Annotated in this window: 16 protein-coding genes; 6 read left to right on the forward strand and 10 right to left on the reverse strand. The window is 63.7% G+C overall.

The window, feature by feature from the left end:
- Positions 1 to 23 precede the first annotated feature (23 nt).
- The 5 genes from ACX93L_RS20150 to ACX93L_RS20170 all read right to left on the reverse strand — a co-directional run bounded on the left by ACX93L_RS20150 (position 24) and on the right by ACX93L_RS20170 (position 5,253).
- Positions 24 to 824, reverse strand: coding sequence for an ABC transporter permease (locus ACX93L_RS20150; RefSeq protein WP_459406497.1), 801 nt, complete (start codon positions 822 to 824; stop codon positions 24 to 26).
- A complete protein-coding gene (locus tag ACX93L_RS20155) occupies positions 821 to 1,765 on the reverse strand; it encodes an ABC transporter permease (RefSeq protein WP_459406498.1) in 945 nt (314 codons plus the stop codon). The genes ACX93L_RS20150 and ACX93L_RS20155 overlap by 4 nt, the downstream gene beginning before the upstream one ends.
- Positions 1,766 to 1,889: 124 nt before the next feature.
- The gene (locus ACX93L_RS20160; protein ID WP_459406499.1) at positions 1,890 to 3,005 is read right to left on the reverse strand and encodes an ABC transporter substrate-binding protein; all 1,116 of its coding nucleotides are present in this window, start codon (positions 3,003 to 3,005) and stop codon (positions 1,890 to 1,892) included.
- Between the two features lie 34 nt (positions 3,006 to 3,039).
- On the reverse strand, positions 3,040 to 4,173 hold the full coding sequence (locus ACX93L_RS20165) for an ABC transporter ATP-binding protein (RefSeq protein WP_459406500.1): 1,134 nt from the start codon (positions 4,171 to 4,173) through the stop codon (positions 3,040 to 3,042).
- Positions 4,174 to 4,485: 312 nt separating this feature from the next.
- Positions 4,486 to 5,253, reverse strand: a complete 768-nt coding sequence (locus ACX93L_RS20170) for an SDR family NAD(P)-dependent oxidoreductase (RefSeq protein ID WP_459406501.1) — start codon at positions 5,251 to 5,253, stop codon at positions 4,486 to 4,488.
- A gap of 132 nt (positions 5,254 to 5,385) precedes the next feature.
- Here ACX93L_RS20170 and ACX93L_RS20175 point away from each other — a divergent pair, with 132 nt between their 5' ends.
- Entirely contained in the window at positions 5,386 to 6,498 is a 1,113-nt protein-coding gene (locus ACX93L_RS20175) for a histidinol-phosphate transaminase (protein WP_459406502.1), read from the forward strand.
- A 6-nt stretch (positions 6,499 to 6,504) separates the two neighbouring features.
- Here ACX93L_RS20175 and hutC read toward each other — a convergent pair whose 3' ends face one another.
- Positions 6,505 to 7,224: a histidine utilization repressor gene (gene hutC / locus ACX93L_RS20180; protein WP_459406566.1), complete on the reverse strand. Its 720-nt coding sequence runs from the start codon at positions 7,222 to 7,224 to the stop codon at positions 6,505 to 6,507.
- Between the two features lie 97 nt (positions 7,225 to 7,321).
- On the reverse strand, positions 7,322 to 8,668 hold the full coding sequence (locus ACX93L_RS20185) for a formimidoylglutamate deiminase (RefSeq protein ID WP_459406503.1): 1,347 nt from the start codon (positions 8,666 to 8,668) through the stop codon (positions 7,322 to 7,324).
- Between the two features lie 121 nt (positions 8,669 to 8,789).
- Here ACX93L_RS20185 and hutI point away from each other — a divergent pair, with 121 nt between their 5' ends.
- Genes hutI through ACX93L_RS20210 form a run of 5 tightly spaced genes read left to right on the forward strand, consistent with a single transcriptional unit; the run spans position 8,790 to position 14,668 of the window.
- On the forward strand, positions 8,790 to 10,052 hold the full coding sequence (gene hutI, locus ACX93L_RS20190; RefSeq protein ID WP_459406504.1) for an imidazolonepropionase: 1,263 nt from the start codon (positions 8,790 to 8,792) through the stop codon (positions 10,050 to 10,052).
- Complete coding sequence (hutH, locus tag ACX93L_RS20195) at positions 10,049 to 11,584, forward strand: histidine ammonia-lyase (protein ID WP_459406505.1); 1,536 nt, start codon at positions 10,049 to 10,051, stop codon at positions 11,582 to 11,584. Before hutI ends, hutH begins: the two co-directional genes overlap by 4 nt.
- A 1-nt stretch (position 11,585) precedes the next feature.
- Positions 11,586 to 12,386: an N-formylglutamate deformylase gene (gene hutG, locus ACX93L_RS20200; RefSeq protein WP_459406506.1), complete on the forward strand. Its 801-nt coding sequence runs from the start codon at positions 11,586 to 11,588 to the stop codon at positions 12,384 to 12,386.
- A gap of 12 nt (positions 12,387 to 12,398) precedes the next feature.
- Positions 12,399 to 14,072, forward strand: a complete 1,674-nt coding sequence (gene hutU / locus ACX93L_RS20205) for a urocanate hydratase (RefSeq protein ID WP_459406507.1) — start codon at positions 12,399 to 12,401, stop codon at positions 14,070 to 14,072.
- A gap of 11 nt (positions 14,073 to 14,083) precedes the next feature.
- Positions 14,084 to 14,668 (forward strand): HutD/Ves family protein, encoded by a 585-nt coding sequence (locus tag ACX93L_RS20210; protein WP_459406508.1) that lies wholly within the window; start codon positions 14,084 to 14,086, stop codon positions 14,666 to 14,668.
- A gap of 66 nt (positions 14,669 to 14,734) precedes the next feature.
- Here ACX93L_RS20210 and ACX93L_RS20215 read toward each other — a convergent pair whose 3' ends face one another.
- Genes ACX93L_RS20215 through ACX93L_RS20225 form a run of 3 tightly spaced genes read right to left on the reverse strand, consistent with a single transcriptional unit; the run spans position 14,735 to position 19,225 of the window.
- On the reverse strand, positions 14,735 to 16,105 hold the full coding sequence (locus ACX93L_RS20215) for a sensor histidine kinase (RefSeq protein ID WP_459406509.1): 1,371 nt from the start codon (positions 16,103 to 16,105) through the stop codon (positions 14,735 to 14,737).
- Positions 16,089 to 17,543, reverse strand: coding sequence for a sigma-54-dependent transcriptional regulator (locus ACX93L_RS20220; protein WP_459406510.1), 1,455 nt, complete (start codon positions 17,541 to 17,543; stop codon positions 16,089 to 16,091). Before ACX93L_RS20220 ends, ACX93L_RS20215 begins: the two co-directional genes overlap by 17 nt.
- Positions 17,540 to 19,225 carry an enoyl-CoA hydratase-related protein gene (locus ACX93L_RS20225; RefSeq protein WP_459406511.1) on the reverse strand — a complete coding sequence of 562 codons (1,686 nt, stop codon included), beginning with the start codon at positions 19,223 to 19,225 and terminating at the stop codon, positions 17,540 to 17,542. Before ACX93L_RS20225 ends, ACX93L_RS20220 begins: the two co-directional genes overlap by 4 nt.
- Positions 19,226 to 19,227: the final 2 nt, after the last annotated feature.

Raw genomic sequence — 19,227 nt, forward strand, 5'->3', positions numbered from 1 at the left:
TGTGGCCGGCAAGGGCCGAAGGGTCATTTCGATTTGAGGAAGATGTCGAGGCCGACCAGGCGGTCGAGCAGCGCGATCGCCAGTCCGGCGCAAGCGATGAACACCACCGAGATGGCGGCGAGATCCGGCGTGATGATCGAGCGGATGGAATTGTAGATCTGCACGGGCAACGTCACGCTCCGGGCATCGACCAACAGCAGGCTCACCAGGAACTCGTTGAGTGCCAGGATGAACATCAACAGCGATCCGGTGATGACGCCCGGCAGCACGGCCGGCAAGGTGATGTAGAGGAAACGCTGCAGCGGCGGCGCCCCGCAATTGGCGGCGGCCAGTTCGAGATCGGGCGACAGGTTGCTGGCGCTTGCCGTCACCGCCCAGATCATGAAAGGCAGGTTGATGACGCAGCAGGCGATGCCGAGCGGCCACAGCTTGCCGACCACACCCATCTGGCCGAAGACGAGCATCATGCCGATGCCCGAACCGATCAGCGGGATGGTGAAGGGCAGCAACAGGTAGATCTGGATCGAGCGGGCGAACCGCACCCGGTGCTTGGCGAGCGCGATGCCGGCAAGCGTGCCGACCGGGATGGCGATCACGGTGCAGATCGTGGCGACGATCAGCGAGCGAACAAAGGCCTGGCGAAGGTCGGCGGCCTGCGCGATTTGGCCGTACCATTTCAGCGACAAGCCTTCCGGCGGGAAGGTGATGATGTTGCCCGCGGTGAACGACGCGCCGAGCACGACGATGGTGGGTGCCGAGAGCATGACGAGCGCGGTCACGACGAAAGCCCAGAGGGTGATGGATTTGCTGCGGCTTCCGGTCATTTGCGGGTATCCCCCATGGCGAGCGTGCCGGCGCCGAACAGCATGAACACCACGCCGACGAGCATGGAGCCGACCGCGACGAGCATCAGCGACAACGTGGCGCCCATGCCCTGGTCGGAGGTGCGGAAGAACTGGTCGTAGATCGCGTTGGCGATGAAATCCTGCGTGCCGCCGCCGAGAATGGCGGGGATGGCGAAATCGGTGAGCGACAATGTCACCACCACGAGGCCGGCACCGACCAGCCCGGGCCGCGACAGCGGCAGGACCACGTGACGGAAGGTGCGGACCCAACCTGCACCGAGGGAGGCGGCGGCCGATTCCAGTTCGCTCGGGATCGCGGTCAGCGCGGGCGCCAGCATCAGGACGGCAAAGGGCAGCATGTACTGGACGAGGCCGAACAGGACGGCCGGATAGTTGTACAGGAGGCGAATGGGCGGCACGCCGACGAGGCCAAGGGCTTCGTTGACCATGCCCTGGTTGCCGAGAATGATCAGCCAGCCATAGGCGCGCACCACCTGGCCGATGAAGAAAGGCAGGAAGAGCGCGACGAGCAGGAACTTGCGAAGCGCCGAGGATGGCGTGCGGACCATCAGATAGGCGTAGGGGAAGGCAAACAGCAGCGTGATCGCGGTGACGATCACCGAGCCCATCAGGCTGCGGCCGGCCACGGTCGCGAAGAAGCTTTCCGTCAGCGCGCGCTGGTAGTTGGCGAACGTGTAGTTTTCCGACATCAGGAAGGTATTGGTATCGAGCGTCCGGAGGCTGGCGTCGCCGATCTGGATCAGACCGAGCACAAGCAGGCCCACGAGCACGAGCGCAGGCAACAGCATCAGATAAGGCAGGCCTCGCTGCAAACTCGATGGCCAGAGCATGGCCGCAAGGCGTTCAAGCACATCCATGACGCGCCACGTCAGGGGATATGCGGCACGGGGAGCGCGCATGTTACCGATCCTCAGGCAGTTCCAGCAAAAGTGCTAAGCGGCTTTGCGTCCGGACTGCGTAAAATTCTAAGTCGCGAAAGGAGGGTGCCCGCCGCCAGAGGGGACGCGGCGGGCAGGCAAGGCATCAGCCCTGCATGATTTCCTTGAACTTGGCGAACCACTGGCTTTCGTTCTCGACCTGAACCTTGGAGGAGATACGGATCAGGTGTTTGAACTCTTCCTCGGTCGTGGGGTAGGACGGATCGCCCACGAGGTCAGCCGGCGGATTGACGCCCGGGATGACGCCCGGAAGGCCGAGTCCGTCGAGCCAGATCTGCTGGGCTTCCTTCGTCAGTGCATGGTTGATGTACTGCTTGGCCCAGTAAAGCTCGTTTTCCGGCAGGCCCTTCGGGATCCACAGGCCGTCGGTGTCGAACTTGGCGCCTTCCTCCGGTACGACCCAGGCGATTTCGATGCCGTTCTTCTTGGCTTCACGCGCATTGGTTGAGATGGTGCAGGCGGCGTCGATCTCGCCCTTCTGGAACCAGGTGGTGAAATCCGGGTCCTCACCGAGCAGCGGCTGCTGTTCCTTGATCTTGGAAATGAAGTCCCAGGCCGGCTGCATGTTGCCGGGAATGTCCTCAAGCTTGCCGCCGCCGGCGACCTGGGCCGGGAAGTGGAAGCCGATGCCGTCATTGTAGAGCGCGATGCGGCCCTTCAGCTTGGGATCAAGCAGATCCTTCCAGGACTTCGGCGCGCCGTTGGGGAAGGCCGACGGGCGATAGGCCAGCACGTAGACATAGCCGTAGGTATTGACGATCGGATAGCCGTCGAGACCGACCGGCTTGGCCAGATCGGTGGCGTTCTTTAGGTTCGGCAGGTCCGACAAATCCTCGGTCACGCCGCGCAGCGCCGACTTGGTGGCGTTCGTCGTCGTATCCCAGTTGATGTGGATCGGCGGAACGCGACCCTGCGCGACGGCGGCCCAGACCTTCGGCTGGATTTCATTGTCTTCGGTCAGGTCGTGACGGACAGCGATGCCCGTTGCCTTCGTGAAGCTGTCGGAGACGCCAGCCTTCAGCGCGTCGACCCAGCTGCCGCCCCAGGCGCGAACGATGATCTCGGCCGGCTTTTCCGGCTCCTGAGCAAAGGCGCGACCGACACCGAGCGTCGACAGACCAGCGGAGGCACCGGCCGCGGCCATGGATGCAAGCAGCGTCCGGCGGCGGATCTGCGCGGACAGGAATTTTTCATTCGACATTACTGAATTCTCCTCTGGCTGGACCTTCTCGGGGTCATTTTTGAAAGACATGCATATCCCGTGCATTCCAGCCGAGACGAACTTCGTCGCCGGGGCCGAACTGCAGATGCGATTCGGGATCGTGGTCGAAGACGCGCATCAGCACGCCCGCCAGTCCCGGAACCCGGATTTCATAGACGACGCGCTCGCCCTCGAAAATACAGTCGACGACCTGGCCTTCAACGACCGTATCGAGGCCTTCAAGTCGACCGTCCTTCGGGGCGATGCGGATCTGTTCGGCACGCACCGCGCCGGCACAGGCAGCCCCCGCCGAAAGCGCGGCCTCGGCTGCGACACCCACAAGGCGCAAACCGTTCGCCTCGATGACCACCGTCGGCGCAGCAAGATCGACGATCTTGCCCTCAATGAAATTGGTGACGCCAATAAAATTGGCGACGAAGGCATTGGACGGCGCGCGATAGGCATCGACCGGCCGCGCCTTCTGCTGGATCGCGCCACCGCTCATGACGATTATCTCGTCGGACACCACCAGCGCCTCGCGCTGGTCGTGGGTGACGTTGATCGTCGTCACACCGAGTTCCTTCTGGATGCGGCGGAATTCGAGCTGCATCTCCTCGCGCAGCTTGCGGTCGAGCGCGGCGAGCGGCTCGTCAAGCAGAAGCAGGTCCGGCTCGAACACGAGGGCGCGGGCGATCGCGACGCGCTGTTGCTGACCACCAGAGAGCTCGTTGATGCGCCGGCCGCCATAGCCGCCGAGACGGACCAGATTGAGATAGCGCTCGACCTTTTCCGGGATCGTCCGGGCGTCGTGGCGGCGCATCTTGAGCGGGAAAGCGACGTTTTCGGCCGCCGTCATATGGGGGAAGAGCGCCAGTTTCTGGAACACCATACCGATCGCACGCCGGTGCGGCGGGACCGCACTGACCGGCTGGCCATTGATGAAGATCTCGCCACTGGTCGGACGATCGAAGCCGGCGATCATGCGCAGGAGCGTCGTCTTGCCCGAGCCGGAGGGGCCGAGAATTGTCAGGAACTTGCCCTTCGGCAGATCGAACGAGGCATTCCTGACGGCATGGACATCGCCGAAAACCATGCCGACATCCTGGACGGAAACAGCGATCTGACCGGTCGATCCGGCCGGATGGAGGTCCGCAGCAACAACGCCCATGACATTCCCCTGTCCTGTTTCGTCGAGCGACCGAAGCCGCCGCGAAACTTCATTTTACCGACCCGGCGAAAGGCGATCGCCCGGCCCTTGCATTAAGTTGTCTATACATATTCGTACAAGTACCGTCAACCAAATTTGCGCATTTTTTGCGCCGCAAAGTTGCTTGATCAATATTTGTGCAGACGCGAAAGACAAGACCGATCGCGGCGACCAGTCTTGTCGCCCGCCGCAGGAAAAGCAAGCGCGCTCCGCGCGTGTCCGGTACGGTTTACACCGCCGGATAGCGCGTGGGCGCGGCGTGTGCAGTTTACGTCAGATGGAGGCCAGATAGCCGCCATCGACGGGGATGCAGTGGCCGGTGATGTAGGCCGCAGCTTCGCTGCAGAGGAAGACGGCGACGCCGCCGATGTCACTTTCCTTGCCGAAACGACGCTGGGGAATCTTGTCCAGCATGCGCGATTGCCAGTCGTCGTTCTCGTAGAAGACTTCTGTCATGGCAGTTCGAAAATAGCCGGGCGCAATGGCGTTGACGCGAATGTCATGCGTTGCCCATTCGGCAGCCAAAGCGCGTGTCACGCCGAGAAGTCCGGACTTCGAGGCACCATACGGCACCGCTGTCGGGATGCCGACATAGGAGGTCAGCGAGCAAAGATTGACGATCGCGCCCCCACCCGTTTCGGCCATGATCCGCCCCGCCGCCTGGGCGCAGAAGAACGCACCCTTCAGATTGGTCGACAGGATCTGCTCCCAGAGCGCCTCGTCCACGTCGAAGGATGGCCGGACATTCTCGAACCCGGCATTGTTGATCAGGATGTCGAGGCCGCCCAAAGCGTCGGCCGCCGCCCGGGTGACGATTCCGCAGTCCTCGACGTCGCGCACGTCCTGAGCCAGCGTCACCGCGCGCCTGCCGGCCTTCTCGATCAGTGCCCGCGTTTCCGCCAGCCCTTCGACCGTCCGCGCGGTAACGGCCACATCGGCGCCAGCCTCCGCCAGGGCGACCGCGATGGACTGACCTATGCCGCGACTGGCGCCGGTCACGAGGGCGCGGCGGCCGGAAAGGTCGAAGATTGGACGGGTCATGACGGCTCCTTGTTTCGAATTCCCTGACAGGAATCACAGCATTTTCGCAATAACATGTCTATACATATATACAGACCGGCAATCCGAGCCTATGAATGAGGCTTGGCAAACGCACCTCATGGAGACTGCAAAATGGCGAACCCTTCAAGCCCCATCCGGGAGGAAATCCGCTCGATCGCTCCCTACAATGCAGGCCTGACGCTGGGGGAGGTGAGGGCGAAGTACAAAGTCGATGACATCGCCAAGCTCGGCTCGAACGAGAATCCGCTCGGCCCGTCGCCAACACTGCGGCGGCTCTTTCCTGACATTGGCGAGCTGGCCCGGCTCTATCCCGATCCGCAGGGTCGCGCACTCTGCGCCCGACTGGCCGCCGATTTCGGCGTCGAGGACAACCAGGTCATCCTGGGCAACGGCTCCGAAGACCTGATCGCCGTCATCTGCCGCTCGGTGGTCCGCCCGGGCGACACCGTGGCGACCCTCTATCCGTCCTTTCCCCTGCATGAAGACTACACGACGTTGATGGGCGGCAAGGTCGAGCGGATTTCCGTCACGTCGGACCTGACCGTCGACATGGACGCACTTCTGGATGCCGTTTCCCACAAGCCGCGCATGCTGATGTTCTCGAACCCGATGAACCCCGTCGGCTGCTGGCTGACGCCGATGCAACTGTCGTCAGTCGTCGCTGCGCTGCATCCGGAAACGCTGATCGTCGTCGACGAGGCCTATGCCGAATATGCCGCCGGCGAGGACTATCCGAACGCAGTCGAGATGCTGAGGGATAGCGCCCGCAACTGGGTGGTTCTGCGCACCTTCTCCAAGGCCTTCGGTCTGGCTGGCCTGCGGATCGGCTACGGCATCGTCAGTGACGGAAGCCTTTGCGACTTCCTCAACCGTGCCCGCACCCCCTTCAACACCAACGCCATCGCCCAGGCATCGGCCGTCACCGCCCTCGACGACGCAGACCACCTCAAGCGCTCGATCGAGCTTGCCCTCGACGAGCGCGAGCGCATGAAGGCCGCCCTCGACGAGCTGGGTTATCGAACGGCACCATCGAAATGCAATTTCCTGTTCGTCGACATGCGGACGGGCGCGACCCAGATCGCCGAAGCGCTGCTCAGGCGCGGGGTCATCATCAAGCCGTGGAAGCAGCCAGGCTTCGAAACCTTCATCCGGGTGAGCATCGGATCCCGCGCGGAGAACGACCACTTCCTCGGTGGGCTGAAGGACATCGGCACTGCCGGCTAACGCAGCCTATTGAGACGCCGGCGTGAACCGGGCGACGAGCGCATGCGTGTCGCCCGGATAGGTGAAGCGGACCTGCGTAATCGGCCCGAGCCCGCTCCAGGTGCGACGCTCGACGACCAGGCAGGCCGTACCCTTGGATATGCCGAGCATGGAGGCCATGTCGGCCGAAGCCGATACGGCCCGAATCCGATGTTCAGCCGTGCTCCAGGGAACCTGGCGGATCAGCCACTGGCCGGGAGGAAGGCTGTCAAAATCGGCGGTCTCCGCTTCCGGCACGTTGGCAAGATTGATCAACCGCTCCTCGACGCAGAACTGCCGCGTTCCGGCAAAATGGATGCAGGTCATCGACAACACCCTGGTTCCGGGCGAGACCTCGAGGAGGCGGACGTCGGCGGCTGTCGCCTTGCGCGTTTCGCTGCGTTTCAGCGCAAAGGAATAGGCAAGGTTCAGCGACCGGACCTCGGCCTCGATGTCATTGATCTCGAGCACGGCAGATTGCGCCTGCGGCTGCGTGACGAAACTGCCCGACTTCTTGCGCCGCTCGATCAGGCCGGACTTGGCGAGCTGCGTCATCACCTTGTTCACCGTCATGCGCGAGCAGTCATACTGCGCTGCCAGGTCGACCTCGAACGGCAAACGATGGCCCGGCGGCCACTCGCCGGAAACGATCTTGCCTTCGATATCGCTCAATATGCGCTGGTGCAGGGTCGGGTCCCTGCCGATGATATCCGCCACGACTCGCCGCTTTCTGTATGAGCCTCGCGCTGATGTAGCCCAGCATCGGCCACGACAGAAAGGAAATATTGCACCGCGCTTCGACGACTCAGCTGCCGAGCAGATCCGTCATCACCGTGCGGAACCGGCGCGTGATCGCCTCCCGATGCAGATGCCGCCCGCCTTCGACACGTTTGCGGCCGCCGGCCCACACGGCGTCCACCGTGATGCCGCCGGCAAAGATCCAGTGATCGAGCAGCTGGTCACCCTCGACATGCGCCGCCGCGGAGACATCGAGCGCGACGATATCGGCATCGCCTCCAACCTCGAGACCGGTCGAGGACTGGAGCGCAGCATTCCCGCCGATCCGAACACCGTCAAACAGCTTGCGGCCAGTCGAACCACCCGGATCGGCAATCACATTGCGCGCCCGGCGGGTCAGCCTCTGGGAGTATTCGAGGACACGCAATTCTTCCGGCAGTGAAATCAGAACGTTCGAATCGGAACCCACACCGTACCGTCCCCCTTCGCCGAGGAAGAGCGGGGCATTGAAGACACCGTCGCCGAGGTTGGCCTCGGTGATCGGGCAAAGCCCGGCAACCGCACCGCTTCGCGCCATCCGCCGCGTCTCGTCATCCGTCATGTGGGTGGCATGGATGAAGCACCAGCGGCCATCGACAGGCATGTTGTCGATCAGCCATTCAACGGGGCGCGCGCCCGAGAAGGCCAGGCTGTCCTCGACTTCCTTCACCTGCTCGGCGACATGGATGTGGATCGGTCCGGTACCGGCAAGCGGCAGCACCGCGCGCAATTCCTCCTCCGTCGCCGCTCTGAGGCTGTGCGGAGCAATGCCAAGGACGGCGCCGGGCAGTGCGTGGACCAGTGCCGTGCAGCGCTCCATCAGCCGGCCAAAGCTCTCGGGCGAATGAATGAAGCGGCGCTGGCCCTCGATCGGCGCCTGTCCGCCGAAACCGGAATGCGCATAGAAGACAGGCAACAACGTCAATCCGATGCCGGCCTCGGCCGAGGCGGCGGCGATGCGACCGGCCATTTCGGCAATGTCCCCGTAGTGGCCGCCATCCCTGTCGTTGTGCAGATAGTGAAACTCGCCGACCCGCGAATAGCCGGCCTCCAGCATCTCCATATAGAGCTGGGCGGCGACCGCCTCGACATGATCCGGCGTCATCGACAGCGCGAAGCGATACATGGTGGTCCGCCAGCTCCAGAAGCTGTCATCCGACGGCCCCCTCGTTTCGGCAAGCCCGGCCATGGCGCGTTGAAAGGCATGGCTGTGAAGGTTGGCAAGGGCCGGCACGACGACGTCACGGCGATCATCACCGGGCGCGGCGTCGGCATCTTTGGTGAGACCCGCGATCCTCGCACCGTCGACGTCGATCCTGACATTGGAGGCCCATCCATCGGCCAAGAGCGCGGACTTCGCATGGATCGTCATCACGGACATCGTCTCCGGTTTGGGCGGACCAGTATGCCTGGCGCACCGCCGATTTCAAATTTGGCCTTGCCAATCGTCTTATTATGTATATACATGTTTTCAACAAATGAAAGGGTCAACCCAGATGGCCGGGAACGAATCTGCAACTCGGGAAGGTGCACCGCCGGAGCATCAGACGCTCTGGACCAATGCGCGCATCGCGACGCTCGACCCGTCGAAGGTGGGGCTCGGGATCATCGACGGCGGCGCAATCCTGACCCGAGGCGAACGGATCGCCTGGGTCGGGGAAATAGCTGACGTGACGCAGGATATGCGAGCGAACTCCTTACCCCACGACCTCGGCGGTCGCTGGGTGACGCCGGGCCTGATCGACTGCCACACCCACCTCGTCTACGGCGGCAACCGCGCCCGCGAATTCGAGATGCGGCTTGAAGGTGCTAGCTATGAGGACATCGCGCGCGCCGGCGGCGGCATCGTGTCCTCCGTGCGCGCCACCAATGCGCTTACCGTTGAAGGCCTGGTCGAGACGGCCCTGCCCCGGCTCGACACGCTCATCGCCGAAGGCGTGACCACCATCGAAATCAAGTCGGGTTACGGCCTCAACATCGAGGCGGAACTACGCATGCTCCGAGCCGCCCGCGCGCTCGAAAGCCTGCGGCCGGTGCGCGTCGTCACCACCTACCTTGCCGCCCATGCGACACCGGTCGAGTACAAGGGCCGGAACGACGACTACATCAACGACGTGGTGCTGCCCGGGCTTGAGCGCGCCCATGCGGAAGGGCTTGTCGACGCGGTCGATGGTTTCTGCGAGGGCATTGCCTTTTCGGTCGATGAAATGCGTCGGGTGTTCGACAAGGCAAGGGCGCTCGGCCTGCCCGTCAAACTTCACGCCGAACAGCTCTCCAATCTCGGCGGTGCCAGGATGGCCGCGTCCTACGGCGCGCTTTCGGCCGACCATCTCGAATATCTGGACGACGACGGTGGGCGCGCGATGGCCGAGGCCGGAACGGTTGCGGTGCTTCTGCCTGGTGCCTTCTATGCGATCCGGGAGACGAAGAAGCCACCGGTCGCCTTGCTGCGCCAGGCCGGCACACCGATCGCGGTCGCGACCGACAGCAATCCCGGCACCTCGCCACTCACCTCGCTGCTGCTCGCCATGAACATGGCGGCGACGCTGTTTCACCTCACCGTCGAGGAATGCCTTGCAGGCACGACGCGTGTTGCCGCGCAGGCGCTCGGCCTTGGTGCAACCACCGGAACGATCGAGATCGGAAAATCCGCCGATCTCGCCATCTGGGACATCGAGAGCCCGGCGGAGCTCGTCTACCGCATCGGCTTCAATCCGCTGTTCGCACATGTTTTCAAGGGAAAGAGAATAAACCGATGACCGTGACGCTGCGCCCCGGCGAGGTTTCGCTGAAGCAACTGGAAGCCATCTACTGGAACGGCGAGACGGCCGTGCTCGACCGCGCCTTCGACGCAGGGATCGAACGTGCCGCCGCCCGCATCGCACAGATCGCGGCCGGCAACGCCCCGGTCTACGGCATCAACACCGGCTTCGGCAAACTCGCGTCGATCAAGATCGATGCCGCCGATGTCGCGACGCTCCAGCGCAACCTCATCCTCTCCCATTGCTGCGGCGTCGGCAATCCGCTGCCGGAAAACGTCGTTCGCCTGATCATGGCGCTGAAGCTGATCTCGCTCGGTCGCGGCGCATCCGGTGTCCGGTTGGAGCTGGTTCGCCTCATTGAGGGCATGCTGGAACGGGGCGTGACCCCCCTGATTCCGGAAAAGGGCTCCGTCGGCGCCTCCGGCGATCTTGCGCCGCTTGCCCATATGGCCGCCGTCATGATGGGCGAAGCGGAAGCCTTCTATCAGGGGGAACGGCTCTCTGGTGCCGAGGCGCTGAAGCGCGTGGGGCTGACGCCGGTCGTGCTCGCGGCCAAGGAAGGGCTCGCGCTGATCAACGGCACCCAGGCATCGACGGCACTGGCGCTCGCCGGTCTGTTCCGCGCCCATCGGGCCGCGCAGGCGGCGCTGATCACCGGCGCGCTGTCGACCGATGCAGCGATGGGCTCGTCCGCCCCGTTTACCGCCGACATCCACACGCTGCGCGGCCACAAGGGCCAGATCGACACCGCCGCGGCGCTGCGCGCGCTTCTCGACGGCTCGGTCATTCGCCAGAGCCATCTCGAAGGCGACGAACGGGTGCAGGACCCCTATTGCATCCGCTGCCAGCCGCAGGTCGACGGCGCCTGCCTCGACCTTCTGCGCATGGCGGGCCGCACGCTGGAAATCGAGGCCAACGCGGTCACCGACAATCCGTTGGTGCTGTCGGACGACAGCGTCGTCTCCGGCGGGAATTTCCATGCGGAACCGGTGGCCTTCGCCGCCGACCAGATCGCCATCGCAGTTTGCGAGATCGGGGCGATTGCCCAGCGGCGCATCGCGCTTCTGGTCGACCCTGCCCTTTCCTACGGCCTGCCCGCCTTCCTCGCCCGGAAGCCGGGGCTGAATTCCGGCCTGATGATCGCCGAAGTGACCTCCGCCGCGCTGATGAGCGAAAACAAGCAGATGGCGCATCCAGCTTCGGTGGACTCGACCCCCACATCCGCCAACCAGGAAGACCACGTTTCCATGGCCTGCCATGGCGCGCGACGCCTGCTGCAGATGACCGACAACCTGTTCTCGATCGTCGGCATCGAGATGCTGACGGCCGCCCAGGGCGTGGAACTGCGCGAGCCGCTGACGACCAGCCCGGAACTGCAGAAGGCGATCGCCGCCCTGCGCGCCGTGGTCGCGACGCTCGACGAGGACCGCTTCATGGCACCCGATCTTGCCGCGGCCAGCGCACTGGTGGCGGACGGAAGGCTGACGGCCAGCGTGTCCGAAGGCCTGCTGCCGGCCCTGGAGGGTTGAGATGGCGGTCTTCGACGTCACCCGCGGCACTTCGCCGGTTATTCTCGCGTTCCCCCACACGGGCACGGAGGTGCCGGCGGACATCTGGGAACGCCTCAACGAAAACGGTCGACTGCTGGCCGACACCGACTGGCATATCCATGACCTCTACGCCGGTCTCCTGCCGAACGTGACGACGGTACGCGCCACCTTCCACCGCTATGTGATCGACGCGAACCGCGACCCGACGGGCGCCAGCCTCTATCCGGGTCAGAACACCACCGGCCTGGTGCCGGAAACGGATTTCGACGGACTGCCCATCTGGAAGGATGGCGCCACACCGACCGAAGCCGACATCGGCTATCGGCTGGAGAATTTCCACGCACCTTATCATGCGGCTCTTGTGTCCGAGATCGAGCGCGTCAAGGCGATCCATGGCATTGCCGTGCTCTATGACTGCCACTCGATCCGTTCGCTGATCCCCTTCCTGTTTGCGGGACGGCTTCCCGATTTCAACATCGGCACCGACATGGGCCGGACCTGCCATCCGCGCATCGAGACGGCTGTCACCGAGATTGCCCGCGCTGCCCAAGGTTACACGGCGATCGTCAACGGCCGCTTCAAGGGCGGCTGGACGACGCGCCACTACGGCAAGCCCGAGAACGGCGTGCACGCCATCCAGATGGAACTCGCGCAGATCAGTCATCTGACGAACGAAGCGCCCCCCTTCGCCTACGACCCCGAACGGGCTGCACGCCTGCGGAAACACCTGAAATCGATCCTTGAGCGCATCGAAGAGATTGCGCTCCATCTCGCTGCCTGAGAGGAAAAGACCATGACCAACCCACGCCACAACACCCGTGACGTTCGTGCGCCGCAGGGCACCGAACTCAACGCCAAGAGCTGGATGACGGAAGCGCCGCTCAGGATGCTGATGAACAATCTCGACCCCGACGTAGCCGAACGTCCGCATGAATTGGTCGTCTATGGCGGCATCGGCCGCGCGGCGCGCACCTGGGAGGATTTCGACCGGATCGTCGCGACGCTGAAGACGCTCACCGAAGAGGAAACCCTCATCGTGCAGTCGGGCAAGCCGGTCGGCGTGTTCCGCACCCACAAGGATGCGCCGCGCGTCCTGATCGCCAACTCCAACCTCGTGCCGCACTGGGCCACCTGGGAACATTTCAACGAACTGGATAAGAAGGGTCTTGCCATGTACGGCCAGATGACAGCCGGTTCGTGGATCTATATCGGCACGCAGGGCATCGTTCAGGGTACCTACGAGACCTTCGTTGAAGCAGGCCGCCAGCACTATGCCGGCAACCTGAAGGGCAAGTGGATCCTGACCGGCGGTCTCGGCGGCATGGGCGGCGCCCAGCCGCTCGCCGCCGTCATGGCCGGCGCCTGCTGCCTGGCCGTCGAATGCGACGAGACCCGCATCGATTTCCGGCTGCGCACCCGCTACGTCGATGCCAAGGCGAAGACGCTCGATGAAGCGCTGGCGATGATCGATGAATGGACCAAGGCCGGCGAGGCGAAGTCGGTCGGCCTGCTCGGCAACGCAGCGGAAATCTTCCCGGAACTGGTCAAGCGCGGCGTGAAGCCCGACATCGTCACCGACCAGACCTCGGCACACGACCCGATCCACGGCTACCTGCCGCTCGGCTGGACGGTGGCCGAATGGCGCGCCAAGCAGGAAAGCGACCCGAAGGCGGTGGAACACGCCGCCCGTGCGTCGATGAAGATCCATGTCGCCGCCATGGTCGATTTCTGGAACATGGGCGTGCCGACCCTCGACTACGGCAACAACATCCGCCAGGTCGCAAAGGAAGAAGGCCTGGAAAACGCCTTCGCCTTCCCCGGCTTCGTTCCGGCCTATATTCGTCCCCTCTTCTGCCGCGGCATCGGCCCGTTCCGCTGGGCCGCTCTCTCCGGCGATCCGGAAGACATCTACAAAACCGATGCCAAGGTGAAGGAGCTTCTTCCCGACAACAAGCACCTGCACAACTGGCTCGACATGGCGCGCGAGCGCATCTCCTTCCAGGGGCTGCCGGCGCGCATCTGCTGGGTGGGTCTGGGCGACCGCCACAAGCTCGGCCTCGCCTTCAACGAGATGGTGCGGAACGGCGAGCTGAAAGCCCCGGTCGTCATCGGCCGCGACCATCTCGATTCCGGCTCCGTTGCCTCGCCGAACCGCGAGACGGAGGCAATGAAGGATGGTTCGGACGCCGTCTCCGACTGGCCGCTGCTCAATGCACTGCTCAACACGGCTTCGGGTGCCACCTGGGTCTCGCTGCACCATGGCGGCGGGGTCGGCATGGGCTTCTCCCAGCATTCCGGCATGGTGATCTGCGCCGACGGCACCGATGATGCCGCCCGCCGCCTCGAACGGGTCCTGTGGAACGACCCGGCAACCGGCGTCATGCGCCATGCCGATGCGGGCTACGACATCGCCGTCGAGTGTGCCAAGGAAAAGGGCCTTCGCCTGCCCGGCATTCTCGGCAACTGAGGCGAAGCACCATGCGGATCATCCGGCGCGAGAGCTACAGCCGCATGCCCTGGAAGAACGGCCAGGGTATGACGGAAGAGATCATGCTGGTACCGCAAGACGGCGGCATCGACGCGTTCGACTGGCGTCTGTCGATCGCCCATGTCGGCGCGGATGGTCCGTTTTCCCTGTTCCCCGGGATCGACCGCACGATCGCACTGCTCGACGGCGAGGGCCTGCTGCTCGACCTGCCCGAGAAACGGACCGTCGCGCTGACGCGCGGCGGACCGCCTTTTGCCTTCCCCGGCGACTGGACGATTTCCAGCCGCAACATTGGTGGGCCTACGATGGATCTGAACGTGATGACGCGGCGCGGGCGGTTTGCCCATGCCATGTCGCACGAAACGATCCACGGATTGTGGCCGCTTCGCGCCGCCGATCTAACCCTTTTCATCCCGACAGGAGCGATGCAGGTGCTGACAGGCGAGACCTGGTCACGCCTCCACGCGTTCGACACGCTGACACTCCAGGTGGGCGAGCAGGCGACCATCGAGACAGACGAGCCCACAAACGCTTTCGTGATCGTTCTGTCCGGGGCAGCGTCCTCCGGGGAATGACACGGTAGCTTGTCGGATCATCCGCCATCCGGACCGTGTTTTCGATCACGGGAAGGCGGACCTGCCCTAGCTGGAAAGCGGCAGGATCACATGGAACTCGGCGCCGCCGTCGGCATTATTATTGACGGTGATCTCGCCGTCGTAATCCTGCACGATGGTGAAGGATATCCAGAGTCCCAGCCCGGTTCCTTCGCCGACATCCTTGGTGGTGAAGAAAGGCTCGAACACCTTGCTCATTTCGGCCTCGGCGATACCGGGTCCGTTGTCGCTGACGACGAGTTCGACGGCCTTTCCCCTGCGCCTCGCGCTGAGGTGCACCTTGCCATCGGCCCGATTTGCGACAGCATCGAGTGCATTGTCGATCAGGTTCACCACGACTTGGTGGATCTGCCCCTCATGGGCGTCGATGAACAGGTCGGGATCGCTGTCGATCGTCAGGCTGGCCCGGGAGTTCTTGGCGCGCGTGGCGAGATGGGCCGAATTGCGCAACACCCGGTCGAGATCGACCGGCCGGCGCTCCGCCGTCTCGGTGAATGAAAGCCGTCGCAGATTCTTGACGATGTCGCTCACCCGGTCGGCACCCTCGATCGTGCCTTCGAGCAAGGGGGCAATGTCTGCGAGGATCGCATCGATCTTCAGGCGTTTCCGCAGCTCGGCGATCTGCTCGTCGCCAGCACCCTCGTGCACCGCATTGAGATAGGAAACGAGATTCTTGCGATAGCGATCGAGCGTGTAGATGTTGGCATAGACGAAGCTGATCGGGTTGTTGAGTTCATGGGCCACGCCGGCGACCAGTCGGCCGAGGCTTGCCATCTTTTCCTGCTCGATCAGCTTTCGCTGAGCCCGTTGTAGATCGAGATGTGCCTGATGCAGCGCCTGATAGGCCTGCCTGAGCTCGCTGATCGGACGGCCGGTCAGAACGGCGCCGAAGCGTCGCCGGCGACCATCGAACAGCGCGGCGCAGCGCATTGCAAGGCATTCCTCACGCCCCGCAGCGGCCCTGAAATGCAGGTCGCCTTCGAGAACGCGCCCCTCCTGGCCGGCGCTCATCAACCTCTCGGCCTCCTTGCGGTCGGTCTCGACGACATAGTCGAAGATACGCGTACCGATGACCGTGGCCTCTTCGAGCCCGACCAGCGTCAGGAAGGCAGGGTTGACCTTGCGGATCACCCCGTCGCTGCCGCAGGCGATGAGGATGTCCGAGACGGACGCCACGACACTCGAGATGAAGGTCTGCGCTTCCTCCAGCTCGGCATTCTTGCGCTCGAGATCCGTCTCGTTGCGCAGGAGTTCGGAATAGACCTCCTCCATGCGGTGAATGACATCCACCCACATGGCCTCGCTCGAACCATCGAGCGCGAAGACGTCAGGCAGAGAGATCTTGCCTATGAGATCCTCGCCACCCTGACGTTCCGCCGTATCAGTCAGTTTCGTCATCGCGATAGCGCCTGAGGTCGTATCGCTCGATCTTGCTTCTTAATCCAACCCGCGACAAGCCCAGTTCATCGGCCGTGCGGCTGATGTTGCCGTCGTGTCGCGCAAGGCTTGCCTCGATCGCGGCCCGTTCGATCTCCTCCACCATGTCCTTCAGCTGGCGAGGTGTACCGTCCGAGACCGGCGCTACTGCGGCTTCGCCGTTGCGGATCGCCGGCGACAGAAGATCTGGCGCCAGCGGCGCGTTGCCGTCGGAGAGTACCGTCATGCGCTGAATCTCATTCTGCAGTTCACGCACATTGCCTGGCCATGCATAGGCCGTCATGAGATCAAGGGTACGCGGGTGGAAACCGGCCACCTGCCGGTTGAAGGACTGGTTTATCTGGGTCAGGATCCGGGCCGCGATCGCCGGAATGTCCTCGACGCGGTCCTTCAGTGCCGGCATGTGGATCGGGAAGGCGGCGAGGCGATAGTAGAGGTCGCGGCGGAAGCGGCCCGCGGCAACTTCGGCCAGCAGGTCACGGTTGGTGGCGGAAATAACCCTGACATTCACCTTTCGCGGACGCTGCGCCCCGAGCGGGCGGATTTCGCCCTCCTGCAACACGCGCAGCAGCTTGACCTGGAAGGCCGGGGAGGTCTCGCCGATTTCATCAAGGAAGATCGTGCCGCTGTCGGCGAGCTCGAAGAGCCCGATGCGATCCTGGTAGGCGCCGGTATAGGCACCCTTTTTGCAGCCGAAGAGTTCGCTTTCGAGCAGCTCGTCCGGCAGCGCACCGCAGTTTTCGACCACGAAGGGCCTATCGGCGCGGGCCGATTCCTGATGGATAGCACGTGCCAGGAGTTCCTTGCCGGTGCCGGACGCGCCCGTGACAAGGACCGAGACATCGTAGCGGGAGGCGCGTTTCGCCAGCGAGATCGAGCCGACAAGCGGGCTCTCCGGCCTGTGGATGATGCGATCGAAGCCGAAGGACTGGCCCTGGCTGCGCCGACGATCGCTGATGACCTTCTGCAAGGCCTCGCTCGCCGGTTTCACCTCGATGCGCATGTCGGAAACTTCGTGCTGCAGACGCCAGAGGTTGGCGCTCTCGCGCACGCAGTCGATCAGCTTGTCCGGGCTCCACGGCTTGGTGATGTACTGGTAGATCCCGGCATTGTTGACGCCTTCGATGATATCAACGCTGTCAGTATAGCCGGATATGATGATGCGAATGGTATCCGGCCAAAGCTCGCGCACGCGCTTGAGGAATTCCACGCCGGATTCACCGGGCATGCGCTGATCGCACAGGATCACCTGCACCATCTCGCCCTCCAGCACCTCTTCCGCCTCCTTGGCATTGCGGGCACCGATGACCTCGAACTCATCGGACAACACCCGCTGGATCGCTTCGATCGAGCGCACCTCGTCGTCGACGACGAGAACGGTTGCGTGCGGGTTTGTCATTGGACTTTCCTCCTGCGGCCCGCCGTGTCCCCTCCGGCACGGTGAACGGCGAGTGTGACCGGTGTGCGCGACTTCGGTGTCTTGCGGATGAAGTTGAACCGCGCCACGTGATAGCTCGGATCGAAACCGTAGAAGTTGCGCCGCATCCGCTGCAGTTCCTCGGCTCGATAGGTTGAGAGCGGCTTTTCAGCTTCGTCCCGCATCCGGCGCTCGCGTTTTGCAGCGATTCGGTCGGCGATATCGGGCGCGCGCGCGAGTTCGGCGGCACGCCAACGAACTTCGCGCATGGCAAGATCAACATCAACCGGAAGCACATGGGTCGCGAGACCCAGCTCGAGGGCCTCGTCTGAGCCCATAGGCAGCCTCGCCTGCGTCACGCGGTGGGCACGCGCCTCGCCGACACGGGCTGGCAGCAAATAGGTCCAGTATTCTGAACCATAGAGGTTCCCCATGTCCTTATAATGCGGATTGAGAATGACACTGTCGCGCATCCAGACCTCGTCGGCGGCAAGCGACAGGAAGACGCCTCCGGCACCGGCATTGCCAAGAACAGCGGCAATCACCAACCGGTCGTCCGAGACGATGATCTCCCGCACGAGATCGTTCATGGCGTTGATGTTGCGCCAGGATTCGTCTGCCGCACTGTCTGCGGTTTCGATCAGACCGAGATGGATCCCGTTAGACCAGCAATCTGCGTCCCCCTGGAGAACGAGCACCGGCAGCGCCCGCTCCCTGGCCGCAACAATCGCCTCGCGCAGTTCGTCACAGTCTTCGGCAGACATGGCACCGTTGTAGAAACGGAAATCGAGGTAGCCGACGCCGTCCACCTCGTGATAGCGGCAGGCTTGCGGGCCCGGCACCACCGGAAGCTCCCGTGCTTCCGAACCGAGCAGGGTTATCGTCGGCAGCTTGAGACTTCCGGGCCGAGCAGCACGCAGATGACCGATCCACAGCGCACCTTCGCGGAACGCAACAGCCAGGGCCTTGCCGCAACGCCCGAGAAGCGTGCCGGGTGCTCCGGAGAGGCCGGATGCCAGGCTGGCGTCAAACACGAGAAACGTCTCCGATCCAATCGTCAGAGAAGCGCCGGGATCACCGTCGGATGCCTGGATGATGCGCAATGCCTCTTCCGCGGTCTGCCCCGCCGGATCGAGCATCCGGTCGGCCCGACGGCAGGCGGGACGTTCGCGCCCAGCCCCCCAATTCGCTGGCATGGCAGCGCCCTCCTGCCGTTTCAGCCGACCGATGGCCTCGAACACGCAGGCCACGGCGGCTTCGGTCACCTCATGGCGATAGATGCTCGACTTTCGCGCGGGGCGCATGAGGAACTCCCGCCAGGCCCAGACGGGGCCTGCGTCCATCTCTTCGCGGGCTTCGACCAGCGTCACGCCCCAGATCTCTTCCTGATCGAGGACTGCCCAGTCGAGCGCACTCGGCCCCTTGTCGCCACGAATGCCGGGATGGACGATAAGACAGAGCGTGCGGCGCCAGACGTCGGCCGGGATGGCCCGCTTCAGGAAAGGCGCGACGACGAGATCCGGCGAAAACAGCGCGATCGCCTCGCGGGTCAGATCATCGTGGACGTCGAGCTCCACCGAAACCTCGTGTCCCGCCCGACGGAGATCGACATGCAGGCGCTGGGACAGAGAGTTGAAGCTGTGGCAGAGAAGCAGGATACGCATCG

This window comes from Rhizobium sp. CAU 1783 (assembly GCF_054551725.1).

What these genes read in the sequence shown, in the direction of transcription:
- ACX93L_RS20150 (WP_459406497.1), bottom strand. Translation starts at nt 824, where the DNA reads ATGACCGGAAGCCGCAGCAAATCCATCACCCTCTGGGCTTTCGTCGTG.
- ACX93L_RS20155 (WP_459406498.1), bottom strand. Translation starts at nt 1,765, where the DNA reads ATGCGCGCTCCCCGTGCCGCATATCCCCTGACGTGGCGCGTCATGGAT.
- ACX93L_RS20160 (WP_459406499.1), bottom strand. Translation starts at nt 3,005, where the DNA reads ATGTCGAATGAAAAATTCCTGTCCGCGCAGATCCGCCGCCGGACGCTG.
- ACX93L_RS20165 (WP_459406500.1), bottom strand. Translation starts at nt 4,173, where the DNA reads ATGGGCGTTGTTGCTGCGGACCTCCATCCGGCCGGATCGACCGGTCAG.
- ACX93L_RS20170 (WP_459406501.1), bottom strand. Translation starts at nt 5,253, where the DNA reads ATGACCCGTCCAATCTTCGACCTTTCCGGCCGCCGCGCCCTCGTGACC.
- ACX93L_RS20175 (WP_459406502.1), top strand. Translation starts at nt 5,386, where the DNA reads ATGGCGAACCCTTCAAGCCCCATCCGGGAGGAAATCCGCTCGATCGCT.
- hutI (WP_459406504.1), top strand. Translation starts at nt 8,790, where the DNA reads ATGGCCGGGAACGAATCTGCAACTCGGGAAGGTGCACCGCCGGAGCAT.
- hutH (WP_459406505.1), top strand. Translation starts at nt 10,049, where the DNA reads ATGACCGTGACGCTGCGCCCCGGCGAGGTTTCGCTGAAGCAACTGGAA.
- hutG (WP_459406506.1), top strand. Translation starts at nt 11,586, where the DNA reads ATGGCGGTCTTCGACGTCACCCGCGGCACTTCGCCGGTTATTCTCGCG.
- hutU (WP_459406507.1), top strand. Translation starts at nt 12,399, where the DNA reads ATGACCAACCCACGCCACAACACCCGTGACGTTCGTGCGCCGCAGGGC.
- ACX93L_RS20210 (WP_459406508.1), top strand. Translation starts at nt 14,084, where the DNA reads ATGCGGATCATCCGGCGCGAGAGCTACAGCCGCATGCCCTGGAAGAAC.
- ACX93L_RS20215 (WP_459406509.1), bottom strand. Translation starts at nt 16,105, where the DNA reads ATGACGAAACTGACTGATACGGCGGAACGTCAGGGTGGCGAGGATCTC.
- ACX93L_RS20220 (WP_459406510.1), bottom strand. Translation starts at nt 17,543, where the DNA reads ATGACAAACCCGCACGCAACCGTTCTCGTCGTCGACGACGAGGTGCGC.
- ACX93L_RS20225 (WP_459406511.1), bottom strand. Translation starts at nt 19,225, where the DNA reads ATGCGTATCCTGCTTCTCTGCCACAGCTTCAACTCTCTGTCCCAGCGC.